At 70.6% G+C, this 16,861-nt stretch carries 17 protein-coding genes and 1 pseudogene; 12 read left to right on the top strand and 6 right to left on the bottom strand.

The genetic code is table 11. From position 1 onward, the window contains the following. Positions 1 to 59 precede the first annotated feature (59 nt). Positions 60 to 602, bottom strand: a complete 543-nt coding sequence (locus ACIBO2_RS34275) for a TetR/AcrR family transcriptional regulator C-terminal domain-containing protein (protein WP_358551832.1) — start codon at positions 600 to 602, stop codon at positions 60 to 62. Between the two features lie 101 nt (positions 603 to 703). Here ACIBO2_RS34275 and ACIBO2_RS34270 point away from each other — a divergent pair, with 101 nt between their 5' ends. The 3 genes from ACIBO2_RS34270 (at position 704) to ACIBO2_RS34260 (ending at position 2,685) form a co-directional block, all read left to right on the top strand. Further along, entirely contained in the window at positions 704 to 1,951 is a 1,248-nt protein-coding gene (locus ACIBO2_RS34270; protein WP_358551830.1) for an NAD(P)/FAD-dependent oxidoreductase, read from the top strand. A gap of 135 nt (positions 1,952 to 2,086) precedes the next feature. After that, the gene (locus ACIBO2_RS34265) at positions 2,087 to 2,554 is read left to right on the top strand and encodes a cupin domain-containing protein (protein WP_358551828.1); all 468 of its coding nucleotides are present in this window, start codon (positions 2,087 to 2,089) and stop codon (positions 2,552 to 2,554) included. Between the two features lie 5 nt (positions 2,555 to 2,559). After that, the gene (locus tag ACIBO2_RS34260; protein WP_358551980.1) at positions 2,560 to 2,685 is read left to right on the top strand and encodes a hypothetical protein; all 126 of its coding nucleotides are present in this window, start codon (positions 2,560 to 2,562) and stop codon (positions 2,683 to 2,685) included. A 1-nt stretch (position 2,686) separates the two neighbouring features. Here ACIBO2_RS34260 and ACIBO2_RS34255 read toward each other — a convergent pair whose 3' ends face one another. Continuing rightward, a complete protein-coding gene (locus ACIBO2_RS34255) occupies positions 2,687 to 3,337 on the bottom strand; it encodes a TetR/AcrR family transcriptional regulator (RefSeq protein ID WP_397302264.1) in 651 nt (216 codons plus the stop codon). 67 nt (positions 3,338 to 3,404) lie between these two features. Between ACIBO2_RS34255 and ACIBO2_RS34250 the strand changes: the two genes are divergently transcribed. The 5 genes from ACIBO2_RS34250 to ACIBO2_RS34230 all read left to right on the top strand — a co-directional run bounded on the left by ACIBO2_RS34250 (position 3,405) and on the right by ACIBO2_RS34230 (position 7,825). Continuing rightward, positions 3,405 to 4,331, top strand: coding sequence for a hypothetical protein (locus ACIBO2_RS34250; protein WP_358551824.1), 927 nt, complete (start codon positions 3,405 to 3,407; stop codon positions 4,329 to 4,331). Further along, positions 4,328 to 5,575 carry an isoprenylcysteine carboxylmethyltransferase family protein gene (locus ACIBO2_RS34245; RefSeq protein ID WP_358551822.1) on the top strand — a complete coding sequence of 416 codons (1,248 nt, stop codon included), beginning with the start codon at positions 4,328 to 4,330 and terminating at the stop codon, positions 5,573 to 5,575. Before ACIBO2_RS34250 ends, ACIBO2_RS34245 begins: the two co-directional genes overlap by 4 nt. Positions 5,576 to 5,753: 178 nt before the next feature. Beyond that, positions 5,754 to 6,326: a dihydrofolate reductase family protein gene (locus tag ACIBO2_RS34240; RefSeq protein ID WP_397302261.1), complete on the top strand. Its 573-nt coding sequence runs from the start codon at positions 5,754 to 5,756 to the stop codon at positions 6,324 to 6,326. Continuing rightward, positions 6,323 to 6,661: a YciI family protein gene (locus ACIBO2_RS34235; RefSeq protein ID WP_358551818.1), complete on the top strand. Its 339-nt coding sequence runs from the start codon at positions 6,323 to 6,325 to the stop codon at positions 6,659 to 6,661. The genes ACIBO2_RS34240 and ACIBO2_RS34235 overlap by 4 nt, the downstream gene beginning before the upstream one ends. Before the next feature lie 3 nt (positions 6,662 to 6,664). Further along, positions 6,665 to 7,825 (top strand): RNA polymerase sigma factor, encoded by a 1,161-nt coding sequence (locus tag ACIBO2_RS34230; RefSeq protein ID WP_397302258.1) that lies wholly within the window; start codon positions 6,665 to 6,667, stop codon positions 7,823 to 7,825. Positions 7,826 to 7,888: 63 nt separating this feature from the next. Here ACIBO2_RS34230 and ACIBO2_RS34225 read toward each other — a convergent pair. Beyond that, positions 7,889 to 9,365, bottom strand: a pseudogene (locus tag ACIBO2_RS34225) (BTAD domain-containing putative transcriptional regulator). 265 nt (positions 9,366 to 9,630) lie between these two features. Here ACIBO2_RS34225 and ACIBO2_RS34220 point away from each other — a divergent pair. The 4 genes from ACIBO2_RS34220 (at position 9,631) to ACIBO2_RS34205 (ending at position 13,602) form a co-directional block, all read left to right on the top strand. Beyond that, positions 9,631 to 10,701, top strand: a complete 1,071-nt coding sequence (locus ACIBO2_RS34220; protein ID WP_358551816.1) for a MerR family transcriptional regulator — start codon at positions 9,631 to 9,633, stop codon at positions 10,699 to 10,701. Then, complete coding sequence (locus tag ACIBO2_RS34215) at positions 10,698 to 12,056, top strand: MFS transporter (RefSeq protein WP_397302255.1); 1,359 nt, start codon at positions 10,698 to 10,700, stop codon at positions 12,054 to 12,056. Before ACIBO2_RS34220 ends, ACIBO2_RS34215 begins: the two co-directional genes overlap by 4 nt. An 85-nt stretch (positions 12,057 to 12,141) precedes the next feature. Further along, positions 12,142 to 12,774, top strand: coding sequence for a TetR/AcrR family transcriptional regulator (locus ACIBO2_RS34210; RefSeq protein WP_358551812.1), 633 nt, complete (start codon positions 12,142 to 12,144; stop codon positions 12,772 to 12,774). 294 nt (positions 12,775 to 13,068) lie between these two features. Next, positions 13,069 to 13,602 carry a hypothetical protein gene (locus tag ACIBO2_RS34205; protein WP_358551810.1) on the top strand — a complete coding sequence of 178 codons (534 nt, stop codon included), beginning with the start codon at positions 13,069 to 13,071 and terminating at the stop codon, positions 13,600 to 13,602. 44 nt (positions 13,603 to 13,646) lie between these two features. Here the strand turns inward: ACIBO2_RS34205 and ACIBO2_RS34200 are convergent, their stop codons facing one another. The 3 genes from ACIBO2_RS34200 to ACIBO2_RS34190 all read right to left on the bottom strand — a co-directional run bounded on the left by ACIBO2_RS34200 (position 13,647) and on the right by ACIBO2_RS34190 (position 16,802). Continuing rightward, entirely contained in the window at positions 13,647 to 14,690 is a 1,044-nt protein-coding gene (locus ACIBO2_RS34200) for a hypothetical protein (RefSeq protein WP_358551808.1), read from the bottom strand. Positions 14,691 to 14,695: 5 nt separating this feature from the next. Then, on the bottom strand, positions 14,696 to 15,274 hold the full coding sequence (locus tag ACIBO2_RS34195; RefSeq protein ID WP_358551806.1) for a hypothetical protein: 579 nt from the start codon (positions 15,272 to 15,274) through the stop codon (positions 14,696 to 14,698). A gap of 358 nt (positions 15,275 to 15,632) precedes the next feature. Further along, positions 15,633 to 16,802, bottom strand: coding sequence for an ATP-binding protein (locus ACIBO2_RS34190; protein ID WP_397302250.1), 1,170 nt, complete (start codon positions 16,800 to 16,802; stop codon positions 15,633 to 15,635). Between the last annotated feature and the right edge of the window lie 59 nt (positions 16,803 to 16,861).

Here is a 16,861-nt window from a genome sequence, read left to right as displayed (position 1 = left end):
GCCGAGCGATCGTGTCGTCGCAGCTCCAGGGGCAGGTCCAGAGCGGCTCCAGGGGCAGCTCAGGGCAGGGATGCCTTGGTTCCGGCGATGATCAGTTCGAGGCCGGCGCGGAAGGTGCGGTCGCGGAACTCTCTGGGCTGGGTGGCGATCGAGCGGGCCTGTTCCTCGGTCGTGTAGCCGTTGACGTAGGCCATGACGGTGTCCACGGCCGCGGCGGCCGTGTCCGCGGGGACGCCCGCGGCGGTCAGGGTGGCGATGAGATCGTGGTAGAAGGCGACGGCCTCGCTGCCCGGGTTCTGGAAGGTGGACATGAGGCGCGCCCCGTCGCGGTGGGCCAGCATGAGCTCCCGCGTGCCGATCGCGAGGAGGCGCAGCCGCTCGTCCCAGGGGCCGTCGAGCGGCGGCACGGCCTCGCCCGGCGGGACGGCCAGGTGCGCGACCATGGCGTCCAGCAGGGCCTGCTTGCTCGGGTAATGCCGGTACAGCGCGCCTGCCCGCACGCCGAGCCGGCTCGCCAGGAGCCGCATGGTGAGACCGTCCAGGCCGACCTCGTCGAGCAGCTCGATCGCCGCCTGAAGCACCTGGGCGCGTCGCTCACTCATCGAATCCTCCAAGACGTGGTTGACAATGCGGCTCTCTGTACGTGAACAATGTACACGTGAACGTCGTTCACGTCGGAACGGCGTCGGAGACGGAGGGTGTCATGACCGAGCAAGGCGTGGGACGGGTGCTGGTGATCGGGGCCGGGCTCGGCGGGCTGACGCTCGCCCACGCGCTCGTCCGAGCGGGCCTCGACGTGCGCGTGTACGAGGCGGACGACGGCAGCGGCGAGCGGTTCCAGGGATACCGGATCGGGCTGGCGGAGCCGGGGCTGACCGCGCTGCGGGCGAGCCTGCCGCAGCGGCTCTACGAGCTGGTCGAGGCCACCAGTGGGGACCTGACCGGGCCGGGGCTGCTGTTCGACGAGCAATTAACGCTCCTCAGCCGCGACCTGGAGGGGCCGGTGGAGGGAAGCAGGGCGGTGGACCGGCAGGTATTGCGGCGGATCCTGCTCGGCGACCTGGGCGACCGGGTCACGCACGGCAAGCGGCTGACGGGCGTCGTGGAGGGGGCGGCCGCGCGCTCCGCCCACGGTGCGGAAAGGGCGGGCGGGAGCGCGTCCGCGCGTTTCGCTGACGGGGCGGGCGGGACCGTGACCGCGCGCTTCGCCGACGGTACGGAGGCCACGGGAGCGGTGCTGGTCGGCGCCGACGGCGGCAACTCGGTGGTTCGGCGGTATCTGGCGCCCGAGGTCGGGCTGGTCGACGCGGACCTGTGCGGCGCGATGGGGCGCACCACGATCACCGACCGCTTCCTGCGGCTGGTGCCGGGGCGCGGCACCATGGTGAAGGGCCCCGGAATCACGCTGATGCTGGGCCGGATGCAGTTCGACAGGGAGCCGTCCGCGGCCGCCGCCGAGCTCGTCCCCGGGCTGGAGATGCCGTACCGGGACAGCTATGTACGGTGGGTGCTCCTTGTGCCGCCGGAGCACCCGGCGGCCACCAATCCGGGGTCCGCCGGGGAGGACGCGCGCGAGTTGGTGCTGGAGCTCCTCGAGGGCTGGCATCCCGACCTGCGGGATCTGGTGCGCTCCGCCGACATGAGCGCCGTCGGCCGGTCCAAGATCTATGACCGCCCGATGCCGCCCTGGCCGGTGGGCCGGGTCACGCTGCTCGGTGACTCCGCGCACCTGACACTGGCCAGCGGCGGGAACGGCGCGAACACCGCCATGCAGGACGCCGTACGGCTGAGCGCCCGGCTGGCCGAGGTCCACCGAGGCGAGCGGGACCTGATCTCGGCGCTGGGGGAGTACCAGGACGACCTGCTCGAACGCGGGAACGCGGCGGTGCGGGTCGGCAAGGAGGCGCTGAAGAGATTCGTCCCCTCAGGGCCGCAGGAGGCTGCCCGCTGATCCGTCCCCCAGGCCCCCAGGAGACGTGGGCTAGCGGTCTTGTTTACCTGCTTCTGGAGACTCTTGTCCGGGGTTCGATTGACCTGTCCGGATCACTCCTGGTCAGGTGGTGATTACGGAGCGGAGGGGGATGACATGGCCGACAATGTGATCGCGCGCAAGCCTGGGGAAGGCGACGCGTTCTGGGTGCTCGGCGGTCTCTACGAGGTCAAGGCCGCGAGCGACGAGACGGGTGGCGGCGTGACGGTCATAGAGATGACCGTCCCGGCCGGAATGGGCCCCCCGCCGCACACGCATCCGGGAACGGAGATGCTCTACATCCTGGAGGGGACGGTCCGCGTCTACATCGACGACGAGGTGGTGGAGGGCGGCCCGGGTTCGTTCTTCTACATCCCCGACAGGACGTGGGAGCGCTTCGAGCCCCTCACGGACGCGCGCATTCTCGTGTTCTACGCGCCCGGCGGCATCGAAGGGTTCTTCACCGAGATCGGGGAGCTGGCGCCGACCCGGCAGGCTCCACCGGCGGACCATCCCTTGCCCAGTCTCAAGGCCGTGACGCAGGTCGGGCTGCGTTACGGACTGGAGATGAGACTGCCGGACTGACCCGAATGGGCGCAGGCGTCGGCCTCGCGCTCTCCCGAGGGCTGACCGAGGCCATGGGCGGCACCCTCGTACCGGAGGAGACGCCCGGGGGAGGGCTCACCATGACCCTCACCTCGCCCGTCTCGACATGAGCTATTTTTTGGGCTTGTCGTTGCCACGGCGGCCGGGCAGGCGCATGGTGAGCAGCCGCGCGCGGGGTGCGACCCGTTCGGCGAGGTTGAACATGGCCTCGGTCCGGGTGCGGTCGGCGTCGAGGTGGGTGAAGAGGTTGACGCCCAGGTAGAACGTGATCGCCGCGTACGCCAGATCGCGCGGCGGCAGCAGCCTGGCCAGGGGCGATCCGCCGATGACCCGCTCCAGGGCCTGCTCGATGAAGTCGATCCAGGGCTCGGAGCGCGCGGTGATCTCCGCGCGGAGTTCGGGCCGGGCGATGCTCGCGCCGACCATCTCGGAGAACAGCGTGATGTGGCCGCCTTCGAGGTCGGCCCGGTAGATGGCGCTCGCGGTCTCGACGAGTTCCTCGAGGTTCTTGGCCTTGTCCACGGCCTCCCGGTAGGTGGCCATGCGCTGCTCCGACGAGCGGTCCAGCGCGGCGAGCAGCAGCGCGTCGACGCCGCCGAAATGGTAGAAGACCAGCGCCGAGTTGACCTCCGCGGCCTTGGCGATGGCTCGCGCGCTGGTACCGGCGTAGCCCTGGCTCCGGATCGTCTCGGCCGCGGCGTCGATGAGCCGGTCTCGGGTCTCCGCGCCCTGCTGTTGCTTCTCGGCCACCCGCACCCCCATTGACAGAATCCCGCGTCCTCATCGTACAGTTTAATCGCCTGATTAAATCTACTGGTTAAGGGGGCGGATGGAGCCTGAACGCCAGCCGCAGGTGAGGGCGCGGTGGACGCTGGCCGGGGTGCTGGTCGCGCTGTTCGCGGCGATGTTGCTCGACAGGGTCCTGCACGAGGGGCATCTGGAGCAGACGGCGCTGTTCTACGTCGGCATCCCGGCGGTGATCGCCGTCACCGTCGCCCTCACCGCGCGGCCGCGCAGCACCATCGGCATGATCATGGCGTCCATCACCGTCGCCTTAGCCCTGGCCGGTCCGCTGCTCGGGGAGGGGATCGTCTGCCTGGTCATGGCCGCGCCGCTGTTCTACCTGGTCGGCCTGCTCGTCGGATTGCTCATCGACGAAGTCCGGCGCCACCGGGGCAAGGGCCGGATGAACCTCCTTCTCGCGCCGCTTCTCGTCGCCGCCACGCTGGAGGGCACGGCGGTCTCGCTGCCCCGTGACAACGAGGTGAGCGTCACCGGGGCGATGGCGGCGACGAACCTCGAACGGACGGCGGCGAATGCCGAACAGGCGGCGGCGAACGTCGAGCGGGCGCTGGCCGCCGAACCCCGGTTCGGGCCCGTGGAGTCGCGGTTCCTGTCGCTCGGCTTCCCCCGGCCGTTACGGGCCGAAGGCACCGGGCTGGCCGTCGGCGACACCCGGAAGATCATCTTCACGCCGCGCCGCTCGCTGGGCATCGGCGCGCCCTTGGAGCCCCGGTCCATGACCCTGCGGGTGAGCGAGCGCATGCCGGGGCGGGTGGTGTTCGCCGTGGTGGAGGACACCACGCTCGCGCGCTGGCTGGACCTGCGCCGGGCGACGTTCGACTGGCGAAGCGGCCGTCTGACGGTGACCTTGGCCTACCGCCGTACCTTCGATCCGGGCTGGTACTTCGGCCCGCTGCAGAGCTACGCGCTGTCCGAGGCGGCCGGCTACCTGGTCAAGACGTTCGCCGGATGAGTGATCCCACGCTCATCCGGGGTGTCGCGCTCTTCGTCCCGATGGCCGCCGTCTGGATCGCGGCGGCCGTACGGCGGCCGGGGGAGCGGGATCTCGCCGCGATGATCCTGGCCACGGCCTGGAACCTGGTCAGCCTCACGGTCGTGAACGTCGTCGCCGCGTACGCGGGCTGGTGGCGCTTCGCCGCCGAGGGCGCCGTGGTGGCGGGCGTCCCCGTCGATCTTCTGCTGGGCTGGGCGTTGCTGTGGGGCGCGCTGCCCGCGTGCGTGGCGCGGGCGTACCCGCTGCCGCTGGTCCTGGCGGGGTTCGCCTGGCTGGATCTGGGGGTGATGCCGCTGGCCGAGCCGGTCGTGGCGCTGGGTCAAGGGTGGCTGTACGGGGAGGCCGCCGCGATCGCGTTCTGCCTGCTGCCCGGCCTGCTGCTGGCCCGCTGGACCGCCGCGGACCGGCGGCTCACCTGGCGCGTGTCGTTCCAGGTGGGCCTCGTGGGCGGGCTCATGCTCGGCGTGCCCGTCGCGCTGACCGGCGTATGGCGGCAGCCCGAGTGGGTGATCGGGCTGCTGGGACAGGTCGTGGCGGTGCCGCTGCTGTTCGGGTTGGCCGCCGTCCGCGAGTTCGCCGTCGCCGGGGGAGGGACGCCGGTGCCGTACGATCCGCCCAAACGCCTGGTCACGAGCGGGCCGTACGCCTATCTGCGCAATCCCATGCAGTCCTCGATGGCGGGCGCCTACCTGCTGCTCGCGGTGCTCGACCTGCGCTTCGCCGCCGCCGCGGTGAGCTGCGTCGCCTACGGCGCGGGGCTGGCCGCCTGGCACGAGGGGACCCAGCTCGTGTCGCGGTACGGCCAGGACTGGACGGACTACCGTGACCAGGTACGCGCCTGGCTGCCCCGCAGCCGCCCCTACCCCGGTCTGCCGCCCGCAGACCTTCACGTGGCCGCGACCTGCGAGCGGTGCGACGCGGTCGGCCGGTGGTTCGTCCGCCGGCGGCCCGTCTCGCTGCGGATCCAGCCTGCGGAAAGGCATCCGGGGGGTTTGCGGCGGATGACCTACGAACGTGCCGACGGGCTGCGTGCCCAGGGAGTGGCGGCCTTCGCCCACGCGGCCCAGCACCTCCACCTGGGGTGGGCGCTGCTCGGCTGGGTGCTCCTGCTGCCGGGGGTGGGGTGGTTCGCCCAATTGTGCGCGGACGCCTTCGGCGCCGGCCCCGCCCGGCCCCGAGCCACCGGACCGGCGGAAACCTGACGCCCGCACGGCCGTGGGGGCCACCGGACCGGCAGTGACCTGACACCCGTTAGGCCCCGAGATGCCTACCCGACCACTGGCGTGCGACTGTGACCGGCATCACATTTTTCACCTGTCCCCAGAAGCGTGGCCTGTTCGTCCTATGCCCGACAAACCGGTTACGTGGAGGTTCAAGGTCATGAGTAAGGTGATCGTCATCCAGTTCGTCTCCCTCGACGGGGTCATGGAGGACCCGGACGGGTCGGCCGGCTCGGCGCAGGGAGGGTGGGCGTTCCGCCACGGGCCCGAAAGCGTGGCCGGCGACAAGTTCGAGCTGGGGGAGGTGCTGGACACCGGAGTCATGCTGCTGGGCCGGGTCACCTGGCAGCTGTTCTCGCGCATCTGGTCCCCCAGGCAGGACGAGTTCTCCCAGAAGATGAACGCCATCCCCAAGCTCGTCGCCTCACGCTCGCTGGACCACGTCGAGGGGTGGCACAACTCCACCCTGCTGCGGGGGGACCTGGCCGAGGAGGTGGCCAAGCGCCGGCAGAGCCAGGACGTTGTGATCGCGGGCAGCGCTAGCATCGTCGATGCGCTGCGGACCCACGACCTGATCGATCAATACCGGCTGCTGGTCTTCCCGACAGTGCTCGGCGCGGGTCGACACCTGTTCGACCAGCCCCTCGGTTTGGACCTCGTGTCCGCCGAAAAGGTCGGCCAGGCCGTCCGCCTCGTCTACGACCGTACTTCCGGGATTGGAGAGCACCGGTGAAATACGCCCTGCTGATCAATGAGCGCCCCGGGGCGTACGAGGGTCTCAGCGAGGACCAGCGCGCCGCCATCAGCGCCGAGTACATCGCGCTCATGAAGGACGAGCGCATGCTCGGGGGCGAGCGGCTGCAACCGGCCGACACCGCGACCACCGTCCGCGTCCAGAACGGCGAGCCGCTGCTGACCGACGGGCCGTTCGCCGACACCAAGGAGATCTTCGGCGGCTTCTACATCGTCGAGACGGACGATCTCGACTCCGCGCTGGAGCTCGCCGCCCGGATCCCGGCCGCCCGCCTCGGCGGCTCGGTCGAAGTACGGCCGCTGGTGGAGTGGTAGGCCGTGCTCGAGGAGGTCTTCCGCGACCAGTGGGCACGCGTGTTCGCGGCCCTGGTGAGCTTCCTCGGCGACGTCGACCTCGCCGAGGAGGCCGCGCAGGAGGCGTTCGTCATCGCCGCTGAGCGCTGGGCACGCGACGGGCTGCCGGACAATCCGGGGGCCTGGCTCGTGGTGACCGGCCGCAACCGGGCGATCGACCGCCTTCGCCGCGACCGTACTCGGGCGGAGAAGACCCGGCTGCTGGACCACCCCATGCCGGAGGAGGTCACGATGGACGAGACGACGATCCCCGACGAACGCCTCGAACTGTTCTTCATGTGCTGTCACCCCGCCCTGGCGACCGAAGCCCAGGTCGCGCTCACACTGCGCGCGCTGGGCGGTCTGTCGACTCCGGAGATCGCCCGTGCGTTCCTGGTGAACGACGAGACGATGAAGCGCCGCCTCTCCCGCGCGCGCAACAAGATCCGGGCGGCCGCGATCCCCTTCGCGATTCCGCACGAGCGCCTGCTGCCCTCCCGCCTGAGCGCGGTCCTCGCGGTGCTCTACCTGGTCTTCAACCAGGGGTACGGCGACGGCCGGGCCGACCTCGCGGCGGAGGCGATCCGGCTGGGCCGGACACTCCTCGACCTCATGCCCGACGAGCCCGAGGCGGCGGCGCTGCTGGCCCTGATGCTGCTGCACGACTCACGTCGCGCGGCCCGTGTTCGCGACGGCGAGATGATCCTGCTCCACGACCAGGATCGCCGCCTGTGGAACACCGCCCAGCTCGAGGAAGGGCGGGCGCTGCTCGACCGCGCCGTCAGGTCGGGTGCTTCCGGCGCCTATACGGTGCAGGCCGCCATCGCCGATCTGCAGACCGAGGAACGCATCGACTGGCCGGCCGTCGCCGCGCTCTATGACCGCTTGCGGCAACTGACGGGCTCGGCGGTCGTCGAGCTCAACCGGGCCGTGGCGATCGCCGAGGTCGAGGGGCCGCGGGCGGCTCTGACGATCCTCGACGCGCTCCACCTCGACGACTACCGCTACTTCCACTCCACCCGGGCCGAACTCCTGCGGCGTCTCGGCGACTCGGTGGCGGCGCGGGCGGCATACCTCAGAGCCCTCGACCTCGCCACCACCGAGGCCGAGCGTCGCTTCCTCAGCGGTCGTCTCGCCGAGCTGTGACTCGCCTCGCGACCTCGACGGCGGTGGTCGGCTGCTCGCGCGTCTATCGTGCGCGGAGCGAGGTCAGGGTCGATGGCGGAGGGCGGTGGCGAGGTCGTCGAGGTGCGTGGCGACCGGGCCCAGGGTGAGCAGCCCGCTGTCCGCCCCGGCCGGCTCCGCCGCCGCCGGAGTGAGCTCGGTGTGGGCGCGCTCCATCGTCTCCCGGTCACCGGCGGCGATAGCCGCCCGCGCGATCAGGCACCACAGGGCCTCGTACAGCAGGTCGCGGGGCGGGTCCGGAACCAGGCGCAGAGGTCGCCTCCGCCCCCGATGTTTGTCCGGTCGCGGCGAGCCGCAGCGCCCGGTACCACTGGACGAACACCCCCACCAGCGGCAATTCATGCCGCCGGGCCAGCAGTTCGGCGGCGGTCGCGTGCCCGTCGGCGCCGGGGAAGTCCGCTAGCGCGCTGCGGGCTTGGAGGCGGATGAGGTGCCCGAGCACCTCGAAGGTGACCAACCCATGCCGGGCGGACAGGGCGACCAGCTCGGCGCCGATCTCGTCGCGGCGCGGCGCGAGCCCCGCCCGGTGGAAGGTCTGCATGAACACCCCGTTGAGGGCGAACGCCAGCAGCCGGGATCGTCCAATTGGCGGGCGATCTCCTCGGCCTGCCGGGAGGCCTGGGGTCCGCGTGCCGCGCGGGTGCCGCGCGACTCCAGGGCGATCGTGGCCAGGAGCCGCGCCCGCGCCGCCTGGTGCGTGCCGGGTGGGAGAGCGGTCAGGGTGCGTTCGGCTGCCGCCACGATCTGTGCCGCCTGTGCCGGGTCGTCCGAGCGGGTCCAAATCGCCGGTACGTCGTACGCGCCGATCACGCGGGCGGTCAGCTCCGCGTCGCCCAACTCCTCCGCCGCCGCGACGGCCATCCCACGATAGCGTCGGGCCTCCTCCAGGCCGCCGCCCCCGGTCACCGCCAGATTGCGCAGCAGGCCCACCGTCGACTCCAGCCGCGCTCGCGAGCCGGACGCCACAGTGCGGTCATAGGCGGCGGCCGTCTCTGCCCGCACCCGGCCTGTGGCCTCGGTCGGGTCGAGGTGGCCGGCTTGGTGGAGGATGTCCGTCTCCAGGCGGCGCAGTCCCGGGCCTGGATCCACTCCCAGCTGCTCGACCAGGAGCGTACGCGCCCGGCGCAGGACCGCGAGCGCGTCGCCCTGGCGTCCACCGCGTCCGGCTCGGCGCGCAGCGCGTACCCCGGCCCCTCGGTGACCAGCAGCCGGGCCGCGGCGCGGGGCGGGCGTTCGGGCTCCAGCGCGCGGCGCAGGGCGGCCACGAAGGTGCGTACGGCGCCCACCGCGCCTGGAGGGGGATCGATCCACAGGTCCTCGACCAGGCGGGAGACCGGAACGACGCGGCGGCGGGCGACGATCAGCCGGGCCAGCACCGCGCGGTGCCGCGGCCCTTTCGGAGCGACCGCGCCCCCGGCTCGTCCCAGGCCACCACCGGCCCCAGAAGGGGGTGTCCGTCCCTGGGACTCCAGCCACGACGGACCGTCTTCCTCTTCTCCACCGAAGGAGGTATCCCTCTCAAAGACCCCAGCCACCACGGACCGTCACAAAGATCGAACCGGTCGTGTGACGAACCACCCGGGAGACCATTGCGGTCACCCCGCCACCGCCCTCCGCCCGTTTCCGGTCCGGTACGGCCTGGGCGCGTTCCGGTTGGCCTGTCGGCTTGAGCCGCGAGAGTCTTGGCGCCAGGAGTGGACCTTCCCCCTGGGTGAAGGGGCAGCATCGTGGTGCCGGTCGCTCTGGCCGGCGCGAGGAGGGCGGGTATGGGGCTGCTGACGATCGGGGCGTTCGCTCGGGCCGCGCGGTTGTCGCCGAAGGCATTACGGCTGTACGACGAGCTCGGGCTACTCCGCCCGGCCGCCGTGGACGGGGAGTCGGGTTATCGCTTCTATGATCCGGCGCAGCTGGAGCGGGCCCGGTTGATCGTCTGGTTGCGGCGGCTGGGGATGCCCTTGGCCGGCATCCGTCAGGTGTGCGATCTGGAACCGGAGGCGGCGGCCGAGCAGGTCGCCGGCTATTGGGCGCAGGTCATGGCCGCCACCGCCGTACGGGAGCAGCTGGCCACCTTCCTCGTCGATTACTTGTCGGGAAGGGGCAGCGCCGTGGAGGACGCGGAAGCAATGATCGGGATCCGTTATGCGGCCCGGTCGGAGTCGGGGCTGGTTCGTACGAGCAATGATGACTCCGTGTACGCCGGCACCCGGCTCCTGGCGGTGGCCGACGGAGCCGGGCCGGGCGGCAACCTGGCGAGCGCGGCGGCGATCGAGGCCCTCAAGCCGCTGGAGCTGGCGGCCGTACCCGCCGGGGATCTGCTCGGCGCGCTGGCTGATGCGGTGACCCATGCCGATCGGGCCCTTCAGGGCATCGCCGAGTCGACATTGTCCGGTGAGGCGATCACGACGCTGACCGCGATGCTGTGGTCGGGCTCCCAGCTGGCGCTGGTGCACATCGGTGACACGCGGGCGTATCTGCTGCGCGACGGTGAGATCTTCCAGATCACCCACGATCACACCTATGTGCAGGGGCTGGTCGACGAGGGTCGTCTCAGCCCGGAGGAGGCCGCCTCGCATCCGCAACGCTCGTTGCTGGCCCGTGCGCTCATGGGTAAGGGAGGGGCGCAACCGGACCTTTCGCTGCATACGGCTGTCGCCGGCGACCGTTATCTGTTGTGCTCCGATGGTCTGTCCACTGTCGTCTCGGCAGAGGCACTGCACGGTGTCCTGAGCAGTATGGAGGGGCCGGAGCAGGTTCTCGACGAGCTGGTCAGGCTGGTGTACGCCGCTGGGGCACCGGACAACGTCGCCTGCGTGGTGGCCGATGTGGTGATGCTGTGACCGGCCTGGCCCCTCGCTCCCATGGCGGCGCGTCGGTGGTCCGTTCCTTCGGCGCGTACACGATCGACCGGCGGCCCCTGGCGATCCCCGCCTTTCGGCGGCTGTGGGTCGCCTCGGCCGTTTGCGCGGTCGGCGGCTCGTTCAGCGTGGTCACGGTGCCGACGCAGTTGTTCACGATGACCGGCTCGTCCGCGGCCGTCGGCGGTGCGGCCGTGGTGTCGTTCGGTGCTCTGGTCGTCGCTTCGCTGGGGGCCGGAACTCTCGCCGACCTCATTGACCGGCGGTTGCTGCTGCTGGTGGCTCACTGCGGGCTCGCGCTGACCTACCTGGCCTTGTGGGCTCAGGCGGGCCTGGGAAATCGCTCCGTCGCCGTCCTGCTGGTGCTGGCGGGGTGCCAAGGGCTGGCCTTCGGGGCGATCATGGCGACGATGGGCGCCGCGGTGCCCCGCCTGGTGCCCGCCGAGCTGCTGACGGCGGCCAACAGTCTCAGTTCGCTGGCCCGGTACACCGGATCGGTCGTGGGGCCGCTCCTGGCCGGTGTGCTGATTCCGGTGGTGGGGCTCGGCACGCTGTACCTGTTCGACGCCGTCGCGTTGTCGGCCGTCATATACGCGGTGATCAAGTTGCCGCCGATCCTGCCCGACCCGGCCCGCCCGGTGTCGCGGGGCGGGCCGTACGGCGCCGCCAAGTCCTACGGCGGCTCAAAAGCTTCGACAGTGCGGCGGCCGTCGATTCTCGGGCAGACGTTCGCCGGGTTCCGCTACCTGCTCAGCAGCCGGGTGCTCGTGGCCGTGCTGGCGGTGGACCTCGCCGCGATGGTCTTCGGGATGCCGTCAGCGCTTCTTCCGGAACTGGCGCAGCGCACCTACGGCGGACCCGTGGGAGGAGGCGTGGAGCTGGGTCTGCTCTACGCCGCCTATCCGGCCGGCGTCTTCGTGGCGGGGCTGATGTCGGGGACGTTCACGCGCGCCCGCCGGCACGGTGCCCTGATGGCGTCGGCCGCCGCTGCCTGGGGAGGGACCGTCGTCTTCCTCGGGTTGGCGCCGCGGCTCTGGGTCGCGCTTACGGCCCTCCTGCTCGGCGGTGCGGTGAACTTCGTGCTCAGCACCTTCCGCAACGCCATCTCCCAGGCGTACACCGACGACGCCATGCGCGGCCGGATCCAGGGATCTCTCACCGTCGTCCTCATCGGTGGCCCCCAACTGGCCAATCTGCTGCACGGGACCGCGGCGGCGGCTTTCGGCCCGCGGGTGACGATCTGCGTCGGCGGGCTGCTCACCGTGACGACCGTCGCCCTGATCGTACGGGCGGTGCCTCGGCTGTGGCACTACGCCGCCCCAGGGACAGGTCACTGACAGTGGCACTACGCCGCCCCACGGACCGACCCAGGACAGAACAGCGTCTCGCCAGGCGGGTGACCGGGCGCCTATAGTTAGTTAGGTGACTGACTCGAAAGGCTCCCGGTTGAAGACGGCGACCGCCAAGCGGCAGCGGCTGATGATCGCCGCCGCCCGGGTCGTGCACCAGCAAGGCGCGGAACGTACCACCATCGCCGACATCGCCCGCGCCGCCGACGTGCCCGTGGGCAATGTGTACTACTACTTCAAGACCAAGGACGAGCTGGTCTCGGCCGCGCTCAGCGAGCACGTTCGGCAGCTGGGGATGCTCACCGAACACCTGGAGAGCCTCGGCGGCCCGCTGGAGCGGCTCAAGGGCCTGGTGGAGGCGTGGGTCAGCCAGCGCGAGCTCGCGGCCCGCTACGGCTGCCCCACCGGAACGCTGGCCGTCGAGCTGGACAAACGTGACGAGGGCGGCCTGGACGTGGAGGCGGGCAAGGCCATCCGGCTGCTGCTGGACTGGGTCGAACGGCAGTTCCGCGACCTGGGGCTGCCTGATCCTGACGGGCTCGCCCTGACCCTGGTGGGCGCCTATCAGGGCATGTCACTGCTGGCCAACGCCCTGCGCGAGCCCGACGTCATGACGCGGCAAGGTGCCCGCCTGGTCGCTTGGCTGGACTGCCTGCCGGGCGACGGCTGCCCAGAGCGGCCCGGCGACGGTTCTCAAGCGCGCTGATAAAAGGCATCCCGATAAAGGACATATCGCTAAAGAAATGCTGATAACGACATTTAGTGGGTGGAAAGTGGGGCCGTCAGGTTCTGTTTGTCGAGCGAGTAGAGCGTAGCCGCCAAGCGCCAATAGATCATGACAAAGGAGTCGCCAGTTGCTTGTAGGAGGCGTTTCCGGACGTCTCGTGCAGAGCAGGATTTGATCGACATGTTGGCGCCCTGGGGGCGGGGCGAATTCGATAGGGGGTCGGCCATGGGAATGAGCCGATTTAATGCTATACGGGCGGGCACAGCCGCCGCGATGGTCACCACGGCGCTGGCATGGGCGACCTCCGCCCAGGCGGACACGTGCGCGGAGTCGACCACCTGCTCCACGACGGTGACGTTCACCGTCAACGCGGGAGAGGGACTGGAGATCAGCGTGCCCGACGGGCCGGTCAGCCTCGGCAGCGGTCAGCCCGGCGACCAGGTCAGCGGGCAGCTCCAGGTCGTCACGGTCATGGACCAGCGGGCCGCGCTGAACGCCACCTGGACGGCGAGCGTGTACGGCACGCCGCTCACGACCGGCGGCGGTACGAGCGCCGAGACCGTGCCGCTGAGCGCGCTCGGCTACTGGTCGGGGCCCGCTACGGCCACCACCGGTGCGGGAACCTTCGTGCCCGGCCAGCCCACCGCCGCCGACGCGGAGGTGCTCGACGAGGTGTACACGGCCTTCAGCAAGATCAACGGCGCCGGCGACAACTCCGCCAGCTGGAACCCGACCATCGTGATCAACGTCCCCGCCCAGGCGGTGGCCGGTACCTACACCGGCACCATCAGCCACTCGGTCGCCTGAGCCGATGACCAGACGCCCCCGGCCGCACCGGAGCCGATCGCCGCTCAGCGGCTCGAATCGGCTCCGGCGGCGCTCTTCCGGCGGGCGCGCAGACGGCGGAAGGTGATGATCAGGACCGTCCCGGCGGCGAGGGCCGCGAGGCCGGGGAGGACGAGGATCAGCGCCAGCGGGGAGTCCGACGCGGCGGCCAGGCCCCACGACCCCGCCTTGCGCGGGAAGGTGAGCGTTCCGGTCTCCGTCCGGTCGATCCGGCCGCTCTTGAGCGTGAGGCTGAACTTCCACGGCCCGTCGGGAAGATCCTGTCCCAGATGTACGGAGACATTCCCCTGCTGGCCGGGGGCGAGGGTCGTGCCCCGCTCGATCGGGAAGGGCCCCGCGCTCAGAGAGCTCGGCCCATCCGTGAGCGACAGCCTCCCTTGGAGATCGATGGCGCGTTCGCCGGTGTTGGCGATGGTGGCCACGATCTTCGGCTGCCCGTCCTCGGCCCGCTGGGGCAGAATCTCGCCGATCTTGAAGTCCGAGGGTGGCTCACCGCCCGGACCGACGTCGAGGTAGGCGCGCAGTCCTACGCGGTTGACGAGGGTGATGCCCTCCTGCTGCCCCGCCCCGGGCGAGGAGATCTGTGCCCAGATGACGGCGTACCGCTCGCCTTTGGGAGCCCACGCGGGAATGCCGACGGTGGCCTTCACCGACGTCCTGCCCTGTGGCGGCAGGTCGGTGGCGGCCTGGTTGAGCTTGATCCAGGAGCTCAGTTCGTTCGGCGTGCGTTCGGGCTCGAAGGTGAAGCGGCCGTGGCTGATGCCGGCACCGGCGGTGTACAGCTGCACGTGCTGGGTTTTGTCCGAGATGTTGTACACCTCGAAGCGCCGGGTGAACGTGGTGCCGGGATTGACGTGGTCGACGATGAAGGCGTGCGCGCGCGGGTCGTCCATCCGGTTGGCGGGGATCTCCAGCAACCTGATGCCGATGCTGTCCTTGCCGGAGGGGCGCGCCGCGCCCCGGCTCGAGTCCGCGATCGCCGGCGCGCTGAGCATCGCGTACGCGAGCAGCGTCACGGGGACGAGCCGGGGCAACAATGAAGTGGGCATCTGGGCTAGGCGACGGAGTGGTTCACCGTGCCGGTGTAGACGCCCGCCACCACTTGGTCGGGGACGTTGATCACGATGGTCGGGTTCCAGGTGGCGGAGTTGTCGCCGGAGCCGGTCGTCTTGCTGAAGGCGGTGCGGGAGGCGTCCAGCGACTGCGCGGCTGCCGCGTTCACCTGACCGGGAACGAAAGTCCCGGTCCCTGTGGTGGCGGTCGCCCCGCCGGACCAGTACAGGACAGCCGTGTTGGGAACGGTCTCGGCGGCGGTGCCGCCGCCCGTGGTGAAGCCTCCCGACGCGGCGATCACGGACGACACCCAGGTGGCGCTGAGCGCGGCGCGCTGGTCGGCCACCGTGACCGAGCCGAGCTGCGTGCTGATCTGGCCACCCGAGCTGCCACTACCGAGGTTGGCCGTGTCGGGTACGGTGATCTCCAGCCCGCCCTCGGCGGCCACGGTGAAGGTCACCGTGGTGGAGCAGGTGGTGGACGCGGCACAGGTGTCGGCCTGTGCGGGCGGCGCCACCGCCACGGTCGCCATCATGCCGGCGATGCCTATCAGGGAAAGGCCCAGACGGCTTTTGAACACTGCTGTCTCCTTCATTGCATTTCCCGCCCTCTCTGGGCCGTTCTCAGCACATTCTCCTCAGTGATCAGATTTCGGAAACCGTTCCCGAGGGCACCTGGAACACTTTTGGCGATCAAATGACGACAATCGGAAATTAGCAATTCACCGTGTGGAGCCATGTGTGAGGAATAACGGTGGTTATGCCGATTTGTCCCTGCACTCTGGTTCACAACGGCATCGGCGTCCCCGGATCCGAGAGCTCTTGTCGTTGTCTTTACGTGGGAACCGCCGCCCACGGATCTGGCGGGGGAACGAAGACAGCGGCAAGTGATCTATGATGCCGGTCCACCAGCACTCTCACGCCCCGCCACCAGCACCTTCACGCCGGGGCCTCCGCCCGTACGGACGTCGGCGGCAGTGAGACGGTGACCCGCAGGCCGCCGTCGGGCCGGGCTCGCAGCTCCAGGCGGCCGCCGTGCGCGGTGGCGATGGCCGCGACGATCGACAGTCCGAGCCCGGAGCCGTCGCCCGAGCCGGTCCGGTCGGTGCCGAGCCGCTCGAACGGCTGGGCCAGCCGCGCCACCTGCTCCTGGTCGAGGACCGGCCCGCCCGTCTCCACGACGAGCAGCGCGGTCGCGCCGTCGGACGTGGCGGCCAGGCGGATCCAGCCGCCGTCGTGGTTGTGGGTGATCGCGTTGTCGATCAGGTTCTCGGCCAGGCGGGACAGGAGCGTCCGGCTGCCCGACGTCCACGCGCTGTCGTGGACGTCGCCGTCATCGACGGTGAGGTTCTTGGCGGTGATGTCGGCGGTTCGGGCGGCCAGGGCCGTGGACACCGTACGGCCGAGCGAGACTTCCGCCCGGTCGGCCAGGGCACCGTGCTGGGTGCGGGCGAGCACCAGGAAGCCTTCCAGAAGCCGGTCGACCCGGTCGAGTTCGGTGCGGAGCCGCTCGGACAACACGACCGTCTGCGCGGGTACGGGTTCCGGCTTGGCCAGGGCCACATCCAGCGACGCCCGCATGGTCGCCAGCGGGGTACGCAGCTCGTGAGAGGCGTTGGCGACGAACCGGCGCTGCGCGTCGAAGGAGCCCTCCAAGCGTTCCAGCAGGTCGTCGATGGTATCGGCGAGGTCCTTCACCTCGTCGGCCGGGCCCGGCACGGCCAGCCGCTCGTGCAGGTTGTCGGCGGAGATCCGCCGGGTGGCCGCGGTGATCGTCCGCAACGGGCGCAGCACCCGGCCCGCCACCATCCGGCCCAGCACGATCGACACCACGGCCATGACGGCCAGCGCGACCGCCGAGCCGATGAGGAGCCGGCGTGACTGGAGCGCCTGGACCTCTGACAGCTGACTCTGGAGGCGGGCGATGAGCTCCTGGGCGGCGCCGGGCGTGAGCCGCTCGACCGGCGCTGTCCCCACAGGGGAGGTGACCCGCGTCCCCAGGCTCACCAGGTTGGTGATGGCCAGCAGCCCGATGCCGGACAGGAGGAACAGGGCGCCGTACAGGGCGGTGAAGCGCAGCCGTACGGTCCCGTCCCGCAGTTTCCTCATGACTCCAGCATGCTGTTTCGCACCTAACAACGACATGACGGCCTCGGTTCGGCCCACGT

Source organism: Nonomuraea sp. NPDC050022, assembly GCF_044460705.1.
Taxonomy (GTDB): domain Bacteria; phylum Actinomycetota; class Actinomycetes; order Streptosporangiales; family Streptosporangiaceae; genus Nonomuraea.
This window is presented reverse-complemented; position numbering and strand designations above follow the sequence as displayed.

Bases quoted from the DNA above. Each gene is read 5' to 3' on its own strand.
- ACIBO2_RS34275 (WP_358551832.1), bottom strand. From the start codon at position 602: ATGAGTGAGCGACGCGCCCAGGTGCTTCAGGCGGCGATCGAGCTGCTC.
- ACIBO2_RS34270 (WP_358551830.1), top strand. From the start codon at position 704: ATGACCGAGCAAGGCGTGGGACGGGTGCTGGTGATCGGGGCCGGGCTC.
- ACIBO2_RS34265 (WP_358551828.1), top strand. From the start codon at position 2,087: ATGGCCGACAATGTGATCGCGCGCAAGCCTGGGGAAGGCGACGCGTTC.
- ACIBO2_RS34260 (WP_358551980.1), top strand. From the start codon at position 2,560: ATGGGCGCAGGCGTCGGCCTCGCGCTCTCCCGAGGGCTGACCGAGGCC.
- ACIBO2_RS34255 (WP_397302264.1), bottom strand. From the start codon at position 3,337: ATGGGGGTGCGGGTGGCCGAGAAGCAACAGCAGGGCGCGGAGACCCGA.
- ACIBO2_RS34250 (WP_358551824.1), top strand. From the start codon at position 3,405: ATGGAGCCTGAACGCCAGCCGCAGGTGAGGGCGCGGTGGACGCTGGCC.
- ACIBO2_RS34245 (WP_358551822.1), top strand. From the start codon at position 4,328: ATGAGTGATCCCACGCTCATCCGGGGTGTCGCGCTCTTCGTCCCGATG.
- ACIBO2_RS34240 (WP_397302261.1), top strand. From the start codon at position 5,754: ATGAGTAAGGTGATCGTCATCCAGTTCGTCTCCCTCGACGGGGTCATG.
- ACIBO2_RS34220 (WP_358551816.1), top strand. From the start codon at position 9,631: ATGGGGCTGCTGACGATCGGGGCGTTCGCTCGGGCCGCGCGGTTGTCG.
- ACIBO2_RS34205 (WP_358551810.1), top strand. From the start codon at position 13,069: ATGGTCACCACGGCGCTGGCATGGGCGACCTCCGCCCAGGCGGACACG.
- ACIBO2_RS34200 (WP_358551808.1), bottom strand. From the start codon at position 14,690: ATGCCCACTTCATTGTTGCCCCGGCTCGTCCCCGTGACGCTGCTCGCG.
- ACIBO2_RS34190 (WP_397302250.1), bottom strand. From the start codon at position 16,802: ATGAGGAAACTGCGGGACGGGACCGTACGGCTGCGCTTCACCGCCCTG.